14 protein-coding genes and 1 pseudogene are annotated in these 21,194 nt (G+C 70.9%); 7 read left to right on the top strand and 8 right to left on the bottom strand.

Annotated elements, in window-relative coordinates; genetic code table 11:
- Nucleotides 1-27: 27 nt before the first annotated feature.
- Nucleotides 28-1,233: a dihydrodipicolinate synthase family protein gene (locus tag ACFYXH_RS28175; RefSeq protein ID WP_389568448.1), complete on the bottom strand. Its 1,206-nt coding sequence runs from the start codon at nt 1,231-1,233 to the stop codon at nt 28-30.
- Nucleotides 1,230-2,381, bottom strand: a complete 1,152-nt coding sequence (locus tag ACFYXH_RS28170) for a Gfo/Idh/MocA family protein (protein WP_389568445.1) — start codon at nt 2,379-2,381, stop codon at nt 1,230-1,232. The genes ACFYXH_RS28175 and ACFYXH_RS28170 overlap by 4 nt, the downstream gene beginning before the upstream one ends.
- 138 nt (nt 2,382-2,519) lie before the next feature.
- Between ACFYXH_RS28170 and ACFYXH_RS28165 the strand changes: the two genes are divergently transcribed.
- From ACFYXH_RS28165 to ACFYXH_RS28150, 4 genes and pseudogenes are all read left to right on the top strand, one after another.
- The gene (locus ACFYXH_RS28165; protein WP_389568443.1) at nt 2,520-3,584 is read left to right on the top strand and encodes a LacI family DNA-binding transcriptional regulator; all 1,065 of its coding nucleotides are present in this window, start codon (nt 2,520-2,522) and stop codon (nt 3,582-3,584) included.
- 148 nt (nt 3,585-3,732) lie between these two features.
- The gene (locus ACFYXH_RS28160; protein ID WP_389568551.1) at nt 3,733-4,704 is read left to right on the top strand and encodes an endonuclease/exonuclease/phosphatase family protein; all 972 of its coding nucleotides are present in this window, start codon (nt 3,733-3,735) and stop codon (nt 4,702-4,704) included.
- Between the two features lie 91 nt (nt 4,705-4,795).
- A complete protein-coding gene (locus ACFYXH_RS28155) occupies nt 4,796-5,731 on the top strand; it encodes a GNAT family N-acetyltransferase (protein WP_389568441.1) in 936 nt (311 codons plus the stop codon).
- Nucleotides 5,728-6,498 (top strand): annotated as a pseudogene (locus tag ACFYXH_RS28150) (sugar phosphate isomerase/epimerase family protein); the annotation flags it as partial. The gene ACFYXH_RS28155 and the pseudogene ACFYXH_RS28150, both read left to right, overlap by 4 nt.
- Here ACFYXH_RS28150 and ACFYXH_RS28145 read toward each other — a convergent pair.
- Nucleotides 6,392-7,348, bottom strand: a complete 957-nt coding sequence (locus tag ACFYXH_RS28145) for an EamA family transporter (RefSeq protein WP_389568438.1) — start codon at nt 7,346-7,348, stop codon at nt 6,392-6,394. The pseudogene ACFYXH_RS28150 and the gene ACFYXH_RS28145 sit on opposite strands and share 107 nt — an antisense overlap.
- A 112-nt stretch (nt 7,349-7,460) precedes the next feature.
- Here ACFYXH_RS28145 and ACFYXH_RS28140 point away from each other — a divergent pair, with 112 nt between their 5' ends.
- The 3 genes from ACFYXH_RS28140 to ACFYXH_RS28130 all read left to right on the top strand — a co-directional run bounded on the left by ACFYXH_RS28140 (nt 7,461) and on the right by ACFYXH_RS28130 (nt 12,385).
- Nucleotides 7,461-8,375, top strand: a complete 915-nt coding sequence (locus tag ACFYXH_RS28140) for a LysR family transcriptional regulator (RefSeq protein ID WP_389568435.1) — start codon at nt 7,461-7,463, stop codon at nt 8,373-8,375.
- A 1,376-nt stretch (nt 8,376-9,751) separates the two neighbouring features.
- Nucleotides 9,752-11,572 (top strand): glycoside hydrolase family 3 protein, encoded by a 1,821-nt coding sequence (locus ACFYXH_RS28135; protein ID WP_389568432.1) that lies wholly within the window; start codon nt 9,752-9,754, stop codon nt 11,570-11,572.
- Between the two features lie 174 nt (nt 11,573-11,746).
- Nucleotides 11,747-12,385 (top strand): hypothetical protein, encoded by a 639-nt coding sequence (locus ACFYXH_RS28130; protein ID WP_389568548.1) that lies wholly within the window; start codon nt 11,747-11,749, stop codon nt 12,383-12,385.
- Nucleotides 12,386-12,428: 43 nt separating this feature from the next.
- Here the strand turns inward: ACFYXH_RS28130 and ACFYXH_RS28125 are convergent, their stop codons facing one another.
- From ACFYXH_RS28125 to ACFYXH_RS28105, 5 genes are all read right to left on the bottom strand, one after another.
- A complete protein-coding gene (locus ACFYXH_RS28125) occupies nt 12,429-13,862 on the bottom strand; it encodes a S28 family serine protease (RefSeq protein ID WP_389568430.1) in 1,434 nt (477 codons plus the stop codon).
- A gap of 200 nt (nt 13,863-14,062) precedes the next feature.
- Nucleotides 14,063-14,407 carry a hypothetical protein gene (locus tag ACFYXH_RS28120; protein ID WP_389568427.1) on the bottom strand — a complete coding sequence of 115 codons (345 nt, stop codon included), beginning with the start codon at nt 14,405-14,407 and terminating at the stop codon, nt 14,063-14,065.
- 141 nt (nt 14,408-14,548) lie between these two features.
- On the bottom strand, nt 14,549-18,262 hold the full coding sequence (locus tag ACFYXH_RS28115) for an ABC transporter ATP-binding protein (RefSeq protein WP_389568425.1): 3,714 nt from the start codon (nt 18,260-18,262) through the stop codon (nt 14,549-14,551).
- Between the two features lie 217 nt (nt 18,263-18,479).
- Nucleotides 18,480-19,415: a serine hydrolase gene (locus ACFYXH_RS28110; RefSeq protein WP_362686869.1), complete on the bottom strand. Its 936-nt coding sequence runs from the start codon at nt 19,413-19,415 to the stop codon at nt 18,480-18,482.
- A gap of 165 nt (nt 19,416-19,580) precedes the next feature.
- The gene (locus ACFYXH_RS28105) at nt 19,581-21,071 is read right to left on the bottom strand and encodes a UDP-N-acetylmuramoyl-L-alanyl-D-glutamate--2,6-diaminopimelate ligase (RefSeq protein ID WP_389568422.1); all 1,491 of its coding nucleotides are present in this window, start codon (nt 21,069-21,071) and stop codon (nt 19,581-19,583) included.
- Between the last annotated feature and the right edge of the window lie 123 nt (nt 21,072-21,194).

Here is a 21,194-nt window from a genome sequence, read left to right as displayed (position 1 = left end):
GGGTCAGGTCGACGGCATCCGGACCGGTCACTGGGCGACTCCGTACATGCTCAGCAGGGATTTCATACGGGACTCCGCCAACGCCGGGTCCGGGAACAGGCCGAGCCCGTCCGCCAGTTCGTACGCCCGGCAGATGTGCGGCAGCGAGCGCGCCGACTGCAGGCCGCCCACCATGGTGAAGTGCGACTGGTGTCCGGCCAGCCACGCCAGCAGCACCACACCCGTCTTGTAGAAGCGCGTCGGCGGCTGGAAGAGATGGCGGGACAACGCGACCGTCGGATCGAGGCGTTCACGGAACCCGGAGACATCACCCGTGTCCAGCACCCGTACCGCCTCGGCCGCCGGCGGGCCCAGCGGGTCGAAGATCCCGAGCAGCGCATGGCTGAAGCCGTGCTCGTCGCCCGCGATCAGTTCGGGGTAGTTGAAGTCGTCCCCGGTGTAGCACCGCACGCCCTCCGGGAGGCGACGGCGCAGGTCGATCTCGCGCTGGGCGTCCAGCAGCGAGATCTTGATGCCGTCGACCTTGTCCGGGTGGGCGGAGATGACGTCCAGGAGGACCGAGGTGGCCGCATCCAGGTCGGCGGAGCCCCAGTAACCCTCCAGCGCCGGGTCGAACATCGGCCCCAGCCAATGCAGGATCACCGGTTCCGAAGCCTGCCGCAGCAGGTGGGAGTAGACGGCGAGATAGTCGTCGGACGTCCGCGCCGCAGACGCCAGCGCCCGCGACGCCATCACGATCGCCTGCGCCCCGCTCTCCTCCACCAGCGCCAGCTGCTCCTCGTATGCGTCGCGCACCTCCGCCAACGAGGCAGCACGCGACGCCGACGAACCGGCGCCCGCCGAGGACCCAGCCCCCGACGCCGACGAACCGGCGCCCGCCGCGAGTTGGTCGGTACCGACACCGCACGCGATCCGGCCCCCCACCGCCTTCGCCTCCACCGCCGAGCGCCGGATCAGCTCCGCCGCGCCCGCCCAGTCCAGACCCATCCCGCGCTGCGCCGTGTCCATCGCCTCCGCCACGCCGAGCCCGTGCGACCACAGGTGGCGGCGGAAGGCGAGCGTCGCGTCCCAGTCCACGGCGGCGGGCGAGCCCCACGACGTATCGGCGTACGGGTCGGCGACGACATGCGCTGCCGAGAAGACCGTACGGGAGGTGAGCGGCGCGCCTCCCGCAGCGAACACGGCCGGTTCGGTGCGGGGCTCGTACACCCCGTGCAGGAGCCGGATCGTCACAGCGACAGCTCCGGTACGTCGAACCGGCGACCCTCGGCCGAGGACTTCAGGCCCAGCTCGGCGAGCTGCACACCGCGCGCGCCCGCCTGCAGGTCCCAGTGGTACGGCTCGCCGAGCGCGGCATGGCGCAGGAACAGTTCCCACTGCGCCTTGAAGCCGTTCTCGAACTTCGTGTTGTCCGGCACCTCCTGCCACTGGTCACGGAAGGACTCCGTCGCGGGCAGGTCCGGGTTCCATACCGGCTTCGGGGTGGCGGAGCGGTGCTGGACGCGGCAGCGGCGCAGGCCCGCGACGGCCGAGCCGTGGGTGCCGTCGACCTGGAACTCGACCAGCTCGTCGCGGTTCACGCGCACCGCCCAGGAGGAGTTGATCTGGGCGACGACCCCGCCCTCCAGCTGGAAGATGCCATACGCGGAGTCGTCCGCGGTCGCCGCGTACGGCTTGCCGCGCTCGTCCCAGCGCTGCGGAACGTGCGTGGCGACCTGCGCCGTCACACTCGTCACCCGGCCGAACAGCTCGTGCAGTACGTACTCCCAGTGCGGGAACATGTCGACGACGATGCCGCCGCCGTCCTCACCGCGGTAGTTCCAGCTCGGACGCTGCGCCTCCTGCCAGTCGCCCTCGAAGACCCAGTAGCCGAACTCTCCTCGCACGGACAGGATGTCGCCGAAGAAGCCGCCGTCGACGAGCCGCTTCAGCTTCAGCAGCCCCGGCAGGAAGATCTTGTCCTGGACGACGCCGTGCCTGATCCCGGCTGCCTCGGCCAGGCGCGCCAGCTCCAGTGCGCCGACCAGGTCGGTCGCGGTCGGCTTCTCGGTGTAGATGTGCTTGCCCGCCGCGATCGCCTGCTTGATCGCGGTGACGCGGGCGGAGGTGACCTGCGCGTCGAAGTAGATGTCGACGCTGTCGTCGGCGAGTACGGCGTCGAGGTCGGTCGACCAGTGCGTGAGGCCGTGCCGTTCGGCAATCTCGCGCAGCGCGTGCTCGCGGCGGCCGACGAGGACCGGCTCGGGCCAGAGAACCTCGCCGCCCCCGAGGTCCAGGCCGCCCTGTTCGCGGATCGCAAGGAGGGAGCGCACCAGATGCTGGCGGTATCCCATCCGGCCCGTGACGCCGTTCATGGCGATGCGCACAGTCCTGCGTGTCACGAAGTTGCCTCCCTGTCCCCTCGATGGTTCCGAGTTCCCTCGATATGACCGTAGCAAGCGCTTTCTACACGGTATGAAGCTAGCCTGCCGACAGCAGCCCGGACAAGGGCCCGGTTCCATCTCCCGCGGAGGAAAGCGATGACAGTCACCCTGGCGGATGTGGCGGCGCGCGCCCGGGTGTCCCCGGCCACCGTCTCCCGTGTGCTCAACGGCAACTACCCGGTCGCGGCGTCGACACGGGAACGGGTGCTGCGCGCGGTCGACGAGCTCGACTACGTACTGAACGGCCCCGCGAGTTCGCTCGCCGCGGCCACCTCCGACCTGGTCGGCATCCTCGTCAACGACATCGCCGACCCGTTCTTCGGGATCATGGCCGGGGCCGCCCAGACCGAGATCAGCGGGCAGGAGGGGTCCGGGCGGGCGGGCGGCGAGAAGCTGGCCGTCGTCTGCAACACCGGGGGCTCACCGGAGCGCGAGCTGACCTATCTCACCCTGCTCCAGCGGCAGCGGGCCGCGGCCGTCGTGCTGACCGGCGGCGCGCTGGAGGACCCGGACCACATCGCGGCGATGACCTCGAAACTGGCGAAGCTCGCGGACGCCGGCACCCGTGTGGTGCTCTGCGGCCGGCCGCCGCTCCCGGGCAGCGACGCCGTCGTCGCCGCGCTTGCCTTCGACAACCGGGGCGGCGGACGGCGGCTCACCGAGCATCTGCTCGCGCTCGGCCACCGCACGATCGGATACGTCGCGGGGCCCGCGGAGCGCACCACGACGCGCCACCGCCTGGAGGGCCACCGAGCCGCACTGGCCGCCGCGGGGCTCGACGAGAACCAGGACCGGCTCACCGTGCACGGTCCGTACGCCCGCCGCTCCGGCTATGACGCGACGCTCGAACTGCTGCGCCGCGAACCGGAGTTGACGGCGATCGTGGCCGCCAACGACACGGTCGCACTGGGCGCCTGCGCGGCCCTGCGCGACCAGGGCCTGCGCATCCCGGAGGACATCTCGGTGGCCGGCTTCGACGACCTCCCGTTCTCGGTGGACGCGGTGCCGGCGCTGACGACCGTACGACTGCCGCTGTACGAGGCGGGGGCGCGGGCGGGCCGGCTGGCGATGGGCAAGGAGGCGCCGCCGCCGGGGGGCATCGCGACGATCGGCGCGGAGCTGATGGCACGGGCGTCGACGGCTCCGCCCGGGAAGGGGTGAGCCTGTCGGCGCGCGCACCCTGAAGGGCACTCGGGCGTACTCGCCAGGGGTGGCGGATGGCGGAGCCGTCGCCGCCGTCGGGCCCTGACCACCAGCAAGTGGGAACGTGCTCCTTCAATTTTCCGTCGTACGGTCCGTGGACAGCAGCGTGGCATTCCGGCGACGGTGGGGCAACGACGCGAAGGGGCGGTCGGCCTGGGAGCGTGGGCGCGTCCTCGCGTCGCTCGCCGTCGTGGTCGCCGGACTCCTGGCCCTTCACTCCGCCGTCCCCAACGCGGTCGGCCGTCCGGGAAGTCTTCTGGAGACGTTTCTGCCCTGGCTCGGTCTGGCCGTCCCCGTACTGCTGGGCCTGGCACTGCTGCGCCGCTCGGTCGCCGCCCTGCTTGCGTTGCTGCTGCCCGCTGCCGCCTGGTTCGGGCTCTTCGGCGGGCTGATGCTGCCCGGAGAAGAAGGCGCACATGACCTCATTGCGCTTCAGCACAATGTCAGCGACGAGAACACCGATCCGGCGGGCACCGCGAGAGCCTTGCTCAGCGCTCAACCCGACTTCATCGCCCTCGAAGAGCTGACGCCGTCCGCGCTGCCCTTCTATGCGGCGGCACTTGCGCCGGACTATCCCCACCACACCGTGCAGGGCACGGTCGGATTCTGGTCCAAGTACCCCTTGGCAGACGTACGGCCGCTGGACATCAAGCCGGAAGGCATCGGGCCGGGCTGGAACCGCGGTCTGCGGGCCGGTGTACGGATGCCGGAGGGCGAGGTCGCGGTGTATGTGGCCCATCTGCCGTCCGTACGGATCGGGTTGAAGGATGGCTTCAGTTCCGCCCGGCGGGACGAGAGCGCCGTTCGCCTCGGTGCGGCCGTCGCCGCCGAGCCGCTGGACCAGGTGATCCTGCTCGGGGACCTCAACAGCACGGTGGACGACCGTGGACTGGACCCGGTCGCCTCACAGATGAACAACGCGGAGATGGGTCCGGGTTTCGCGTTCAGCTGGCCTGCCGCCTTTCCCGTCGCCCGGATCGACCAGATCATGACCCGCTCTGCGACCGTCACCAAGGTCTGGTCGCTGCCCGCGACCGGGAGCGACCACCTGCCCGTCGCCGCTCGCATCAGGCTCTGACAGGGAGCACCGTCCCGCCGGCGCAGGGCTTGCCGGTGCCCGGATTGCGCCATACCGTTGACTCAGTCAAGGGACAAGCTCGGAGCAGCTCATGCCGATCCATGAAATCCGCGCCTTCAACCGCTTCTACACCAACCTCATCGGCGCGCTCGACTACAGCAAGCACCTCTACACCCCGTACACGCTGACCGAATCGCGCGTGCTGTACGAACTCGCCCACAGCCCCCGTACCGACGCCGCCGACCTGCGCGCCGAGCTCTCGCTCGACGCCGGGTACTTGAGCAGGCTGCTCGCCAAGTTCGAGCGGGACGGGCTGGTCGGGCGGGCGCCCTCCGATCTCGATTCGCGGCGGCAGCGGATAACCCTCACCGCCCGCGGGCGCGAGGCTGCGGCCCTCCTCGACGAGCGCTCGCGGGAGGCCGTGGGGGCGATGCTCGCCAAGGTGCCGTCGCAGGAGCGGCCGCGGCTGGCCGCGGCGATGCGGACCGTACGCGAGATCCTCGGCCGCGGCCGGCCCGCGCACCGCGAGGGCCCGGTGCTGCGCGATCCGGGTCCCGGCGACCTCGGCTGGATCGTGCAGCGGCACGGTGCGCTGTACGCCGCCGAGTACGGCTGGAACGCCGACTTCGAGGGCCTCGTCGCCCGGATCGTCGCGGACTTCGCGCAGGACCACGACCCTCATCTGGAGCGGGTGTGGATCGCCGAGCTGGATGGGCGTCCGGTGGGCTCGGTCATGTGCGTACGGGACGACGCCCCGGCGACCGCACGCCTGCGGCTGCTGCTCGTCGAACCGGACGCGCGCGGGCACGGGCTCGGCGACCTGCTGGTGCGCACCGTCGTGGATTTCGCGCGCGAGGTGGGGTATCGAGAACTGGTGCTGTGGACCAATGAGGTACTGGCCGGGGCCCGCCGGATCTATCAGCGGGCCGGGTTCACCCTCGTCGCCGAGAAGCCGCACCGCTCGTACGGAGCCGATCTGGTCGGCCAGGACTGGCGGCTGCCCCTGCTGGAAGGAACGGTCAAGTGAAGTTCGCCTTCTCCACCCTCGGTGTGCCGGGCATGCCGGTCGCCGATGTGGTCGCGCTCGCTGTGGACACCGGCTACCAGGGAGTCGAGCTGCGCGCCCACCCCGAGGAGCCGGTGCATCCGGGGATCGGCGCGCGGGAACGAGCCTCCGTGGTGGCGGAGTTCGAGCGCGCCGGCGTGGAGATTCTCACCGTGTGCGGATACACCGGCGTCGCGGCCGCCGGTGACGACGCTCCGGTGTACGAGGAGCTCGACGAACTGATGCGGCTGGCCCACGACTTGGGTGCGCCGTATGTACGCGTGTTTCCCGGCGGCGGCGACCAGGACCCGGCCGTCGCCGAGGCCACCGCGGCCCGCCGGCTCGGGGCCGCCGCCGAGACCGCGGCCGGGCTCGGCGTGCGGATCCTGCTCGAGACGCACGACTCGCACCGCACCGGCGCCGATGTTTCGCGCATCCTCGGCCCGGTCGGCCACAAGAGCGCGGGCGCGATCTGGGACGTGGTGCACCCCTGGCTCGACGGCGAGACTCCGGAGGCGGCGCATGCCGCGCTCGCTCCCTTCCTCGGCTATGTCCAGGTCAAGGACGTCGCATCGGCCGACGACCTCGCGCCCCTGCCGTTGGGAGCGGGCGTACTGCCGCTCGCCGAGTGCCTGGCGACGCTCACCGAGGAGACGTGGCTGTGCTGGGAGTACGAGAAGCGCTGGCATCCGGAGGCAGCTGACCTGCCGAGGCTGCTGGTGCCGGGACGGGAGCACCTGGAGCACCTGCTCTCGACAGCGAGGTGAGCGCCACCCCGCCGACCAGCAGGACCGCCGCGCCCCAGCGCAGCGGGCTCACCGACTCGTCCAGCAGCAGCGCCGCGGAGGACATGCCGAAGACCGGCACCAGCAGCGAGAAGGGCGCGACGGACGAGGCGGGGTAGCGGCGCAGCAGGAAGCCCCAGGCGCCGAAGCCGAAGACCGTGGCGCCCCAGGCGACGTAGACGATGGTCCCTGCCCCGCTCCAGTCCAGGGAACGCAGCGCGTCCAGATCGTCCGCCGGGCCTTCGAAGAGCAGAGAGAGCGCGAGGAGCGGCAGTACGGGCACGGTGGACACCCAGATCATGAAGTTCAGCGCGTCCGGCGGGGACGCCTTGCGGGTCAGCACATTGGACACACCCCAGCAGGCGGCGGCCGCGATGACGAGCAGGAAGGCGAGGACGGGGCCCGAGGCGCCTTCGTCGACGGCCGCGACGGCGATACCGGCCAGGGCGACGCTCATGCCCAGCACCCTCACCCTGCCCGGGCGTTCGCCGAGGACGACGGCGGCGAAGACCGCCGTGAAGACGGCCTGGACCTGCACCACGAGCGAGGACAGACCGGCCGGCATACCCCGGTCCATTCCGATGAAGAGCAGCCCGAACTTGGCGACGCCCAGGGCCAGTCCGACGCCGATCACCCATTTCCAGGCGACCTTCGGGCGGCCCACGAAGAAAACGGCGGGCAGCGCGGCCACCAGGAAGCGCAGGGCGGAGAAGAGCAGGGGCGGGAAGTGGCCGAGTCCGAGCTCGATGACGACGAAGTTCACTCCCCAGACGGCGGTGACGAGGACGGCGAGTGCCACATGTACGGGACGCATGGATCGAGGATCACCGGACTCGACCATGTAGCACCAGCGCGGGTTTCTTCATGGTGGAATTGAGCGTTGCTTACGAATGCCTGCTGAGGCTTTGGCGAAAGGAAGGGCGGTCATGCTCGATCTGGGACGACTGCGCGCGTTGCACGCCGTCTCCGTCCATGGTTCCGTGGCCGCCGCGGCGATCGCCCTCGGGTACACCCCGTCCGCCGTGTCGCAGCAGATCACCAAGCTGGAGCGGGAGACCCGTACGACGCTGCTGGAACGGCAGGGGCGGGGCGTGGCGCTCACCGACGAGGCGCGTCATCTGGCCGCCACCGCACAGGAGTTGCTCGCGATCGTCGAGCGCGCGGAGACCACGCTGGAGGAGCGCAGGGGGCGGCCGACGGGGCGGCTCACCATCGGCGCCTTCGCCTCCGCCGCACGCGGCCTGCTGCCGGGAGTGCTCGCCGAGCTGGGCCGCGAGCACCCCGGGCTCGACGCCCGGATGACCGAGGTCGACCCGCATCTGTCCATCGATCTGGTGGCCCGGGGCATGATCGACGTCGCTGTCGCGCACGACTGGGACATCGCGCCGCTGCCCGCGCCGGAAGGGGTGGAGCAGGCGGTGATCGGCGATGACCTGTGCGATCTGCTGGTGCCGGGGGAGAATGCGCTGGCCGGGCGCACGTCCGTGCGCCGCGAGGAGCTGGCGGGCGAGCGCTGGATCTGCCAGCCGCCGGGTACGGTCTGCCACGACTGGCTGGTCCGTACGCTGCGGGCGGCGGGCTGCGAGCCGGATCTGGCCCACCGGGCCGAGGAGTACCACACCCAGATCGCGCTGGTCGCTGAGGGCCTGGGCATCGCGATGATCCCGCGCCTCGGCCGCGGGGCGCTGCCGACGGGGGTGCGGGCGGTCAGCCTGGATCCGGTGCCGATGCGTCGCCTGTACGCCCTGTGGCGCACGGGCGCGGCGCGTCGCCCGGCGATCACGGCGACGGTGGAGGCGCTCCAACGCCACTGGATGGACACGGCGCGGGCGAGCGCGTGACGGGGGGGGCCTGTTGGTTCCCCTACCCGCCCCTTCCCGAAACTGGGGCAGGCCCCAGACCCCCGGAGCGGCAGCTTCGCGCCGCAGACCACAGACTCGGGGCCCTGCCCCCAGGGGGGAGAGGTCGGGGGCTGGCACCCCGGGGGCCAAAGCCCCAACACAGAGCGACAACTTCATGTGACCGCAGGAAAACAGTCCCACCCGGACAGGAGGGCCTTGGGAGCCAACGCCCCACACCCGCTTGCGACAGCTTCGCGTCGCGGCCGTTAGGCAAAGGCACCCGAGTGGGAGAACGTTGCGGACCGAGGCCCCGGAGCGGCAGCTTCGCGCCGCAGACCACGAGCGCGGGGCTTTGTCCCCGGCAACCAGCGAGCACATTGAGGGCTGAGGCCCCTCCGGAGCGGCAGCTTCGCGCCGCAGGCCACAGATCAGACCGGCGGCTTCGCGGCACGAACGAGGGGACTAAGCCCCACCGCCGACAAGTGCGGGCGCCCGAGAGGCCGGGGGCACCCAACGCCGACGGGCGCCCGAGGGGTTCCGCCCCCGTCCCTGGCAGGGGGACGCGCAGGGGTCGTGTTCTGGACGTAAAGCGTCGCAACTCGCGCGAAGCGCGGTGAGGAAAGCAGCCCAGGACACGAGCCCCGGAGCGGACCCCAGACGGCCACCGCGCAGGACCGGGCACGCCCAAGCGCCCGGGATCAGCACCCCGCAAGGGGCCCGGCGCGGAGACCGGGCACCCCCAAGGCCCCACACCCGCACCCCGCAAACGGCCCGGACCCGCGGAGACCGGGCACCCCCAAGCACCCACACCCGCACCCCGCAAGGGACCCGCACCCCGGGGCACCCCAACGCGCACCCCGGAAGGGACCCGCACCGGGCAAAGGGCCCGGACCGCGGAGACCGGGCACCCCCAAGCACCCACACCCGCACCCCGCAAGGGACCCGCACCCCGGGTCACCCCAACCCGCACCCCGCAAGGGACACCGCACCCCCACCGCCCCGCGCACCGCGCGAAACGCCCCCCCGGTACCTCCCGCACCATTTCCGCGGAATCGCCGATTTACCGGAACCCGCACCCACGCCCCTCCGTCTAACGGGCCGTACTGCTGGTGAGTCTCCGCAGAGCGGTGTCGGCCCTCGCTGCTGGCTGCGATCGCCGACCACCCCTCTCCAGCCGCCTGCGGCCGGCAGCACACCGCCACCGGTGCGCCCCCCTCCGACAGCGCCGGTGGCGGACCCCCGTCCTGGTGACCTTTCGCGCGCCGCGCGTCCTTTCTGTTGCCACACCCTTGACCTGGCAGTAACTTTCCGGCTGTCCGTGAATCCTTGGAAGTTTCCTTCAACTCCCTTGTCGAGCAAGGCCGGAAGGAGCACCCATGCACGACCGGAGCCTCTCCAGACGCACCCTCCTCACCGCGACGGCCGCGAGCGCCACGACCGCCCTCGCGGCGAGTGCCGTCGTCACCGCCTCCCCCGCCGTCGCCCGTCCCTCCCACCACCTCAAGCGGCTCATCGCCCGGATGAGCCTCGAGGAGAAGGTCGGCCAGCTCTTCGTGATGCGGGTGTACGGGCACTCCGCCACCGCCCCCGATCAGGCCGACATCGAGCTGAACATCAAGGAGATGGGCGTCCGCACCGCCGCCGAGCTGGTCGCCAAGTACCACGTCGGCGGCATCATCTACTTCGCCTGGGCGCACAACACACGCGACCCGCACCAGATCGCCGACCTGTCCAACGGCATCCAGCGGGCCGGGCTCGCGCAGCCCACGCCCGTACCACTGCTGATCTCCACCGACCAGGAACACGGCATTGTGGCCCGTGTCGGCAGGCCCGCCACCCTGATGCCGGGTGCGATGGCGCTGGGCGCGGGCGGACCACGGTCCGGCGCCCGTACCGCCGCACAGATCGCCGGGGCCGAGCTGGCCGCGGTGGGCATCGTCCAGAACTACGCTCCGGTCGCCGACGTCAATATCAACCCCGCCAATCCGGTCATCGGCGTACGGTCCTTCGGCGCCGACCCCCGCGCCGTCGCCGGTCTGGTCGCCGCCCAGGTCCGCGGCTACCAGAGCGCGGGCATCGCGGCGACCTCCAAGCACTTCCCGGGACACGGCGACACCACCGTCGACAGTCATACGGGCATCCCTGTCATCACGCACACCCGCGCGCAGTGGGAGGAGACCGACGCTCCGCCGTTCCGGGCGGCGATCGCCGCCGGCATCGACTCGATCATGACGGCGCACATCCAGTTCCCGGCGCTGGACCCGAGCAACGACCCGGCCACGCTCTCCCGCCCCATCCTCACCGGCATCCTGCGCGAAGAGCTCGGCTACGACGGCGTGGTCGTCACCGACGCGCTCAATATGCAGGGCGTACGGGACAAGTACGGCGACCACCGGGTGCCGGTGCTCGCGCTCGCGGCCGGCGTGGACCAGCTGCTCAACCCGCCTGATCTGGCCGTCGCCCGGAACGGTGTCCTCAGCGCCGTCAAGAGCGGCGAGATCAGCGTGGCCCGCGTCGAGGAGTCAATCCTCCGCATCCTCCTGCTCAAGGAGAGACTGGGGCTGTTCCGCCATCCGTTCGTCTCCCACCGGGGCGTGGACCGTACCGTCGGCACCCGCGCGCACCTCGCCGCCGCCGACCGGATCGCCGAACGGACGACCACGCTCCTCGTCAACGAGGACCGGCTGCTGCCACTGAGCCGACGCGAGCACGGCAACCTCCTGGTCGTCGGCGCCGACCCCGCCTCGCCCACCGGCACGACCGGACCACCGACCACCGTCCTGGCGACGGCCTTCACCGAACTGGGCTACACCGCCACCGCACTGTCCACCGGTATCACCCCGACCACCGCGAAGATCGACGAGGCAGTGGCGGCGGCCGGCGGCAAGGACGCCGTGATCGTCGGTACGTACAACGTCTCGGCGACCAGCAGCCAGCGCACCCTGGTGTCCAGGCTCGTTGCGACCGGCGTCCCGGTCGTCGTGCTCGCCATCCGCAATCCGTACGACATTGCCCAGCTCGCCGGCGCCCGGGCGGCGCTCGCCGCGTACTCCTGGACCGATGTCGAACTACGGGCCGCGGCACGGGTGATCGCGGGCCGCGCCGATCCCGAGGGGCGGCTCCCCGTACCCGTACAGCGGGCGGACGATCCGTCCCGCGTGCTCTACCCCATCGGCCACGGACTGTCGTACGACTGACATTCGGCCGACGTACAGCTGACGTACGCGGACCGGCCGCGCACCACCCTCGCACTCCCCCCATTTGTCCCGAAGCACCCCGTGCGTCTGGCGTGCGCCCGCCTCGGCGGGTCACGCTGGGCGGGGACCGGCCCGGAGCACGGAGGGCCGGTGGGGGTGGGGGTACAGATGCGTATGAAGCGGCGGTCCGCAGGGGCGGTGAGCACCCTGGCACCGGTAGTGGTACTTGTACTGGCGGTGGCGCTCACTGCCGCCTGCCGGCAGGCGACGGAAGGCACGGGTCCGGTCGCCGGCACCGGTATCGGCAGCCCCACCGCCACACCGTACGGATACGGCCTGGTCTTTCTGGGCCCCGGCGACTGCGGCTCGCGCGGCCGCGACTTCCGTGAAGTGCCGTGCACCAGCGAGAAGGCGGTGGCCCGGGTGATCGCCCGGTACGGCGGGAGGCCTTCGGCCGGCCCCACGTGCCCGGTCGCCACCGACTTCGTGCTGCACATCTCCGAGAGCCGCCCGGCGACCGACGAGGACGGCGACGGGGAGGTGGGACGGGGCTACGCCTGTATGCGCAATCTGGAACCGCCGCATCCCGGTGACCCGGGCGGGGGCGGCGGTCCGCACACCGTCGTCGGCGACTGCGTCCACAACGCGAGCAAGGGCCAGGTGAAGGAGACCGCCTGCGACGGATCCGGGCCGCGGGCACCGGAGTTCAAGGTGGCGTCCGCGGTGGCCGACAGGTCGCAGTGCCCGCCGTCCACCGCGCTCTATGTGCAGCTGGGCGGAGAAAGGCCGGTGGGCTGTGCCCGCCGCGTGTGAGGATCACGCGCGGCGGGCACAGCCCACGCTGTCGCAAACGCGGTTACGGCCTCAGCGCCGGCTCCCGCTGGATGTCCCGCTTGTCGAGCTTCGCGTCGTACTTCGTCAGCGGCTTCGCCTTCGCCGCGTCCTCCTGGACCGCGGCCGGAGCGACGCCCGCCCACTTCAGGATCGATGCGGTGGCGGCCGCCTTCTGGTCCGGCACGAGGCCTGCGACGTTGGCGCCGTGGTTGGCGCCGGGCGCGGTGTACACATAGCTGTCGCGGGCGCCCTTGCCGAGCCGGAAGCGCTCGCCGCCCCACGGGTCGTTCTCGCCGTAGATGAACATCATGTGGCGGGCGTTGTGCCGGACCCATGAGTCGACGTCGTTCATCACCCACGGCTTGAAGCGCATCGGGATGTCACGCGGCACAAAGTTCCGCGGCGGCTGGTACCCGTACCGGCTCAGCCCCTTGAGGTGCGGCTGCTTGATGTCGGGCGAGCCCAGCTCGGTGCCTGCCTGGTAGTAGTACGGCGTGTACGTCGCCAGGCCCTGGTCCGTGTAGAAGGAGAAGCCGGAGATCGCGTCGACGGAGTCGTAGATCTCCTGGTCGGTGGCGGTGGCAGCGACCGGGATCGACTCGCAGTCGGCGAGCAGGCTGTACTGCCAGAAGCCCCAGACGTAGTCGAGGACGACGGCCTCGTACGCCCTGTCGAGGCTGCCGATGGTCTTGAACGTGTAGCCCTCGGTGGCCGCGGCCTGCTGGTACTTGGCCTCCAGCGGCGCACGGCGCACGAGCGCCTCGCGCTGCACCGCGTTCAGCTTGTCGCGGCACTCCTTGGTGCCGACCTGCTCGAAGAACCGGTCGTAGGCCGAGTCCTCCTTGTTTCGCACGTCGTTGGGCGCGACATAGGCGACGACGCCGTCCATGTCGGCAGGGTAGAAGCGCTCGAAGTAGGTGGCGGTCATACCGCCCTTGGAGCCGCCGGTGGTGAGCCAGTTCTTGGCGTAGATCTTCTTCAGCGCCTTGAAGACGCGGTGCTGGTCGCTGGCGGCCTGCCAGATGTCCAGCTTGGACCAGTTGGCCGGGTCGGGCCTGGACGGGGTGAAGAACCGGTACTCCAGGGAGACCTGGTTGCCGTCGATGATCGCCGTCGGCTCACTGCGGCGCGGCGTGGTGCTCACGTTGTAGCCGGAGGTGAAGAGGACGGTGGGACGGTTGGTGTCCTTGTGCAGCAGGGTGATCCGCTGCTTGAAGGTGCCCTTGTCCGGGTGCCGGTGGTCGACCGGCTGTGTGTAGTTGAGGACGAAGTACCGGTAACCCGGGTACGGCTTCTCCTCGATGAGACTCATGCCCGGTATCGCCAGGATCCGGTCCTTGATGTCCGTGCCGGCCGCCGGCTCTGCGGCGGTAGCCGCCCCGGCCGTCGCACCGGCCGCGCTCATGGTGCCTATGAGCACCACGAGCGACAGCAGCCATCTGAGCGCCTTGCGCATTCACCCTCCCCTTGATTCACCTGTGGTCGCGGTGAACCTAGCGGGGGCAATGCCCGGCCCGCCAGCCCCAGTTGGGTGCGCGGTCGGTCAGCGCTTGATGTGAGGGTCCGTCAGCGGCTGATGTGAGGGTCCGTCAGCGCTTGGCGCGAAGGTCCGTCAGCCCTTGTCGCGGGAGACCTGGGCGCTTGACTCGAGGGCCGTCAGCAGAGGATCCAGCCGGTCGAGCCGGAGCTGCCGGCGACGGCCCCGGTGGCCCGTACACAGCGGTTGAGTGCGTGGACGGTGACGGGCCCCGCCTGGCGCTTGAAGACGCCCTTGTCCACGGCGGCGCGGCCGCCGCGCGCCTGGAGGGAGACCGACATGGCCCGCCTCGCGCCGGGCCTGGTGCTGATGGTGATGGCGCAGGCGTAGTGCCGGTTCTTGTAGATGCGCAGCTCGCCGGTGGCGAACTTGACGGTCTTCTGCGGCCGTCCGGCACACGCGGAGACGGCGGCGTCGGCGCGCTGCGCGCCTGGGCCGGCCAGGGTGAGAGCCGCAGCCGTCATGAGCACAGCGAGGCACTGCGCGAGCAGCCGCCCGAGCCTTCTGTTCCCCGCCCCAGTCACCACTTCGTTCCCCCTCGCCACGGTCCCGTACATGCGTACGACGCACATGGGCTCGGAATGGTTGCGATGCCCGGGAGTCCGTTACACCGCCGCGGGCTCGTCCTCCCCTATGAAGGTCCGCCACAGCGTGGCGTAGGTGCCGCCCAGCGCCAGGAGTTCGTCATGGGTGCCGTCCTCGACCGCCCGGCCGCCGTCCATCACTATCACCCGGTCCGCGCGGGCGGCGGTGGTCAGCCGGTGGGCGACGACCAGGGTGGTGCGGCGTCCGGTGAGACGGTCCGTGGCCTGGTTGACCTGGGCTTCGGTGGCCAGATCCAGGGCCGCGGTCGCCTCGTCGAGCAGCAGGATGTCCGGGTCGACGAGCTCGGCGCGGGCCAGGGCGATCAGCTGGCGCTGGCCCGCCGAGAGGTTGCGGCCACGCTCGGAGACCTCGTGCAGGTAGCCGCCGTCGAGGGTGGCGATCATGTCGTGGGCGCCGACGGCCCGGGCCGCGGCCTCCACCTCGGCATCGCTCGCGCCGGGGCGGCCGTACGCGATGGCGTCCCGGACCGTGCCCGCGAAGAGGTACGCCTCCTGCGGGACGACGCCGAGCCGGTGCCGGTACGCGGTGAGGTCCAGGTCGCGCAGGTCCCTGCCGTCCGCCGTGACCCTGCCGCTCGTCGGGTCGTAGAACCGCGCGACCAGCTTGACCAGCGTCGACTTGCCCGCGCCGGTCTCGCCGACGAAGGCGACGGTCTGACCGGCCGGGATACGCAGGTCGATGGAGTTCAGGGCAGCTTCGGGTTCGTCGGCGGACCCGTACGCGAAGTCGACGTTCTCGAAGGCGATCTCGCCACGCAGCGACAGCACCTCGACGGGGGCCTTCGCCGCAGCGGTCGAGGTCGGCTCCTGGAGCAGTTCCTGGATGCGGCCGAGCGAGACCGTGGCCTGCTGGTAGCCGTCGAAGACCTGGGACAGCTGCTGCACCGGCGCGAAGAACAGATCGATGTAGAGGAGGTACGCCACCAGCGCGCCGGTGGTGAGGGTGCCCGCATCGACCCGGCCCGCGCCCACGATCAGCACGGCGGCCGCGGCCACCGACGACAGCAGCTGCACAAAGGGGAAGTAGACGGAGATCAACCACTGGCCGCGCACCCGGGCCTGGCGGTAACTGTCGCTGCGGGCGGCGAACCGGGCCCCGCCGTCGCGCTCGCGCCGGAACGCCTGGACGATCCGCAGCCCGGACACGGACTCCTGCAGGTCGCCGTTGACGACACTGATGCGCTCGCGGGCCAGCTCGTACGCCTGCACGCTCTTGCGGCGGAAGAAGAACGTGCCGACGATCAGGAACGGCAGGGTCGCGAAGACCACCAGCGCCAGCTGCAGGTCGATGAAGAGAAGCGCGGCCATGATGCCGAAGAAGGTGACGACCGAGACGAACGCGGTGACCAGGCCGGTCTGCAGAAACGTGGACAGGGCGTCCACGTCCGTCGTCATCCGGGTCATGATCCGGCCGGTCAACTCGCGCTCGTAGTAGTCGAGTCCGAGCCGCTGGAGCTGCGCGAAGATCTTCAGGCGCAGGGAGTAGAGAACGCGCTCGCCGGTGCGGCCCGTCATCCGGGTCTCGCCGATCTGTGCGGCCCACTGCACGACGACCGTCACCAGCGCGAGCGCGGAGGCCGCCCACACCGCACCGAGCGCCACCTGTTCGACACCCTTGTCGATGCCGTGCCGGATCAGTATGGGAAGCGCCAGGCTCATGCCCGCGTCGACCGCGACCAGCGCCAGGCTGACCAGCAGCGGCAGGCCGAAGCCGCTCAGCAGCCGGCGCAGCCCGTACGCCTGCTCGGGGCGGACGGCGTGTGCCTCGTCGATGTCGGGGGTGTCGGTGGCCGGCGGCAGCGCCTCGACCTGGGCGAGGAGTTCGGGCGTGGCGCCGGGGGCCGCGGACTCCTCGGCGTTCTCCTCCCGTACCCAGAGCCGGGGCGTGAGGCCGCGCTCGACGTCGAACTCGGCGTCGAGCTCGTCCCGTACGGTGTGGTCCTCCGCCGGTTCCGCGGCCGGCAGCGGCAGGTGTCCCGGCGATACGCCGCCGAGCTCGTCCGGGTCGGTCAGCAGCCGCCGGTACAGGGCCGAGCGCCGCGTCAGCTCCTCGTGCGTGCCGATGTCGGCGAGCCGGCCGCCGTCCAGCACGGCGATACGGTCCGCGAGTCCGAGGGTCGAGCGGCGGTGGGCGATCAGCAAGGTCGTACGGCCCGCCATGACCTGCTTGAGCGCCTCGTGGATCTCGTGCTCGACGCGGGCGTCGACGGCGGAGGTGGCGTCGTCGAGGAGGAGCAGCCGCGGGTCGGTGAGGATCGCGCGGGCGAGCGCGATGCGCTGGCGCTGGCCGCCGGAGAGGGTGAGCCCGTGCTCGCCGACCTTGGTGTCGTAGCCGTCCGGGAGCTCGGCGATGAAACGGTCGGCCTGTGCGGCGCGCGCCGCGGTCTCGATCTCCTCGTCGGTAGCGCCGGGCTTTCCGTACGCGATGTTCGTGCGCACGGTCTCGGAGAAGAGGAAGCTGTCCTCCGGTACGAGTCCGATGGCGGCCCGCAGCGAGTCGAGGGTCAGTTCGCGCACATCGTGGCCGCCGACGAGGACCGCGCCGTGCGTCACGTCGTAGAAGCGGGGCAGCAGCAGCGAGACGGTGGACTTGCCGCTGCCGGAGGAGCCGACGACGGCGACGGTCTCGCCCGGCTGGATCTCCAGCGAGAAGCCGTCGAGGACCGGACGCTCCTTGTCGTAGCCGAAGGTGACGTCGTCGAACTCGACGGTCGCGGGCGCGTCCGCCGGAAGCTCCTTCGTACCGTCCTGCATCGTCGGCTCGGTGTCGATCAGCTCCAGTACGCGCTCCACGCCCGCCCGCGCCTGCTGTCCGACGGTCAGCACCACGGCGAGCATCCGGACCGGGCCGACGAGCTGTGCGAGATAGGCGGAGAAGGCGACGAAGGTACCGAGGGTGATCTGGCCACGGGTGGCCAGCCAGCCGCCGAGCGCCAGCATCGCGACCTGACCGAGCGCGGGGACCGCCTGGAGAGCCGGGGTGTACTTCGAGTTCAGCCGGATGGTGCGCAGCCGGCCCGCGAAGAGCTTGCGGCCGACCTCGCGCAGTTTGCCGGTCTCCTGGTCCTCCTGGCCGAAGCCCTTGACCACGCGTACACCGGAGACGGCACCGTCGACGACGCCCGCGACGGCGGCCGCCTGGCTCTGCGCGTACCAGGTGGCGGGGTGCAGCCGGGTGCGGCTGCGCTTGGCTATGAACCAGAGGGCGGGGGCGACGGCGATCGCGATCAGGGTGAGCGGCAGCGACAGCCACGCCATGATCACCAGCGAGATGAGGAAGAGCAGGATGTTCCCGATGGTCATCGGGAGCATGAAGAGCAGGCCCTGGATGAGCTGAAGGTCGCTGGTGGCACGGCCGACGACCTGTCCGGTGGACAGGTCGTCCTGGCGCCGGCCGTCGAGGCGGGTGATCGTCCCGTACATCTCGGTCCGCAGATCGTGCTGGACGTCGAGGGCGAGGCGGCCGCCGTAGTAGCGGCGTATATAGGTGAGGGCGTAGACGACGAGCGCGGCGGCTATCAGCAGCCCGGTCCAGACGCCGATGGATTTCGAACGGTCGCCGATGACATCGTCGATGACGACCTTGGTGATCAGCGGGACGAGGGCCATGACGGCCATACCGGCCAGCGAGGACCCGAGCGCGAGCACCACATTGCGCCGGTACCGCCAGGCGTAACCGGACAGCCGCCGCGCCCACCCCTGCTCCGCCGCCACGTGGTGCCTCCCGTGAGATCCAGTTCTGGTCTACCGGAAGGCACCAACGCGGCGAGCAGCGGATTTCATCCCGCTGCAACAAAGTACGGTCTTTCGGCCCAGGCCTGTCCTAGGTCCTGTCCAGGCCTGTCCTAGGTCCTGTCCAGGCCTGTCCGAGCCTGCCTGGGCGTGTCCTGGGCCTGTCCCGGGCAGATCGTGGACCGTTTCCGGCCGGGCACTAGGACGCGGGGCCCCTCTCGGGCACGGCCGGGAACGCCTCGCGCGGGACGGCGGGCGGCGTGACGGCCGTGCGCGCGTTCGCGGTCGGGTTGAGGTCCAGGTGGATCGCGCGGGCGACGGCCTGGATGGTGTTCACGCCGTCGTTCATGGTCGCGTTGTCCTGCGTCAGGACGGTGATCGTGTAGTCGTGGCCGTTGCCGGTGAAGGCGCCGATGCTGTGTACGCGCCAGCCGTGGGTGGCCCGCGACAGCCAGCCGTTCTTGAGCTGGACGGTGACCGTGGACGGGGCTCCGGCGGGCGTGCCCCAGCGCTGCGAGGCGATCACATTGCGCATCAGCTTGAGCTCGTACGACCGCGAGGCGTCGGTGAGCACGGTATTCGGCACGGTCAGCGTGGCCAGCAGCTTCTGCTCGTCACGGGCGGTGATCTGGGTGAGCCCCCAGTAGCCGTCGGCGCCGGGAACGGTCTGCGTCATACCGGCCGCCGTGAGAAACCTCTTGATCTTCGTCAGGCCCAGCTGCTTCCACAAGGCGCTGGTGGCTGCGTTGTCCGACTTGGTGATCATGTCGTTGGCCAGCGTGAACTCGCGCTGGGTGAATCCGCGCTTCTGTATCTGCACGTCCTGGAGCAGTGCCGCGAGCACGGTCGCCTTCACGACACTGGCCGAGTCGAACTTCTGGTCCGGCCGCAGTACGCAGCTGGTCTTGCTGACCCGGTCGTTGACGAGCACGGCGGTCGTCGACTTCCGGCCCTTGAGCGCCGCGGTGATGTCCTGGCTGAGCTTGTCGGCGAGGCCGGCCTTCTTGGAGGTACAGGCGACCGTCGGCGTGGCGGCGGCCGCGGGCGTCGTGGCCGCGGCCAGCGGCACGAGCGTCCCCGCGGCCAGGACCGCCGCAGCGGCCCGCGCGCGGCGGGATATTCGGTGGTGAGTCATGGAGGCTTCCCGTCCCCTTGGGCTGTGGCGGGCGCGCGCTCTCCGGCGCACCCGCCACACATGACTCACGAGCGTCTGAAAAGTTGTACGAAGTTGCACGTCTCACAGTCCGGCCGGTGGCGCAGCGAGCCACCGGGCGCGGTGGCCGGCGTTGCGCGCCGCGTACTACCCCTGCGCAGCGGCGAGTTCGCGCACCGTCGCCATGTCGCTGAAGGGGAGCAGCTGTTCGCCGACGATCTGGTACGGCTCGCTGCCCTTCCCCGCGACCAGGACAATGTCGTCCCGCTCCGCGGCGGACAGCGCGAAGGCGATCGCCCGGCGGCGGTCGGCGACCCGCTCGAACCGGGTGCCGGTCGCCGTGAGACCCGGCGTGATCTGGTCCAGGATCGTCTCGGGGTCTTCGTTCCGCGGGTTGTCCGAGGTGAGGACGCACAGATCGGAGAGGGTCCCGGCGATCTCCCCCATCCGCGCGCGCTTGGTGTCGTCCCGGTCGCCGCCGCAGCCGAAGACGGTGATGACCCGGCCGGTGGCAAAGTCCCGGATGGCGGTGAGCACCTTGTCCAAGGAGTCGGGAGAGTGCGCGTAGTCCACGATCACGGACGTGCCGCGGGGAGTCTCGAAGCGTTCGAACCGCCCCGGGACCGGGGGCATCCGGTCGAGTGCGGTGACCAGTCCTGTCAGGTCGTGCCCCAGGAGATGGCAGGCCGCCACGGCGGCCAGCGCGTTGGCCACCGAGAACCGCCCGGGGACGGGGATCGCCGCAGGGTACTTGCGTCCGTCGTGGTGGAGGGTGAAGCGCGTCCCGAGGGCGTCCATGCTGAGGTCGGTCGCCCGGTAGTCGGCCTCGGCGTCGAGGGCGTACGTGGTGACCGCACCGGGCATCATCGACCGGATTCCGTCTCCCACGGGGTCGTCCACGTTGACCACCGCGCGCCGGCACAGCCCCTGGAACAGGCGGAGTTTGGCGTCCCGGTAGTTCTCCATGGTGCCGTGGTCGTCCAGGTGGTCCTGCGTGAGGTTGGTGAAGATCCCCACGTCGAGGAACGCGCGGTCCACCCGGTGGGTCAACAGGCCCATCGACGTGGCCTCCAGGACCACGGTGCCCACCCCGCGGTCGCGCATGCACCCCAGCAGGTACTGGAAGTCCGGCGACTCCGGTGTGGTCAGCACCGATCTCGGCATCGGGATCAGCTCGTCGCCGATCCGGCTGCCGGCCGTCCCGATGACCCCCACCCGTGCGCCCTCGGCGATCCGCAGCACGGACTCGACCATGTACGACACCGACGTCTTCCCGTTGGTGCCGGTGACGGCCACCATGTCCATCTCCCGCCCCGGCTCGCCGTAGTAGCGGGAGGTGACCACCGCAGCCGCCTTCCGCGTGTCCGGCACCCGTACGACACACACTCCGGCGGCCGACGCCCACACCGCCGCCGGCAGATCGGGCGCCGCGTCGTCGACGAGCACCGCGACCGCGCCGCGTGCCAGAGCGGGGCCGACCAGCTCGGGGCCGCCCTCGCAGTGACCGGGCACCGCGATGAACAGCGAACCCGGCGAGACACGGTGGGCGTCGAAGCACGTTCCCGCGGTGATCCTCGTCTCCGGATCACCCAGGAGAACCTCATGGTCGTGCCCGGCCAGCAACTCGCTCAACTTCACAGGGGTCCTCTCGAGGGTGCGACGGGGCCGGTGGTCCGGCCGTCGCCGATGGCGATGCCGACGGCACGCCGAGGAGTCGCGGGGGTGGTGCTCAGCAGTCAGGGGGTGGTGCTCAGCAGACAG

It is taken from the genome of Streptomyces sp. NPDC002730 (assembly GCF_042888805.1).
Classification (GTDB): Bacteria; Actinomycetota; Actinomycetes; order Streptomycetales; family Streptomycetaceae; genus Streptomyces.
This window is presented reverse-complemented; position numbering and strand designations above follow the sequence as displayed.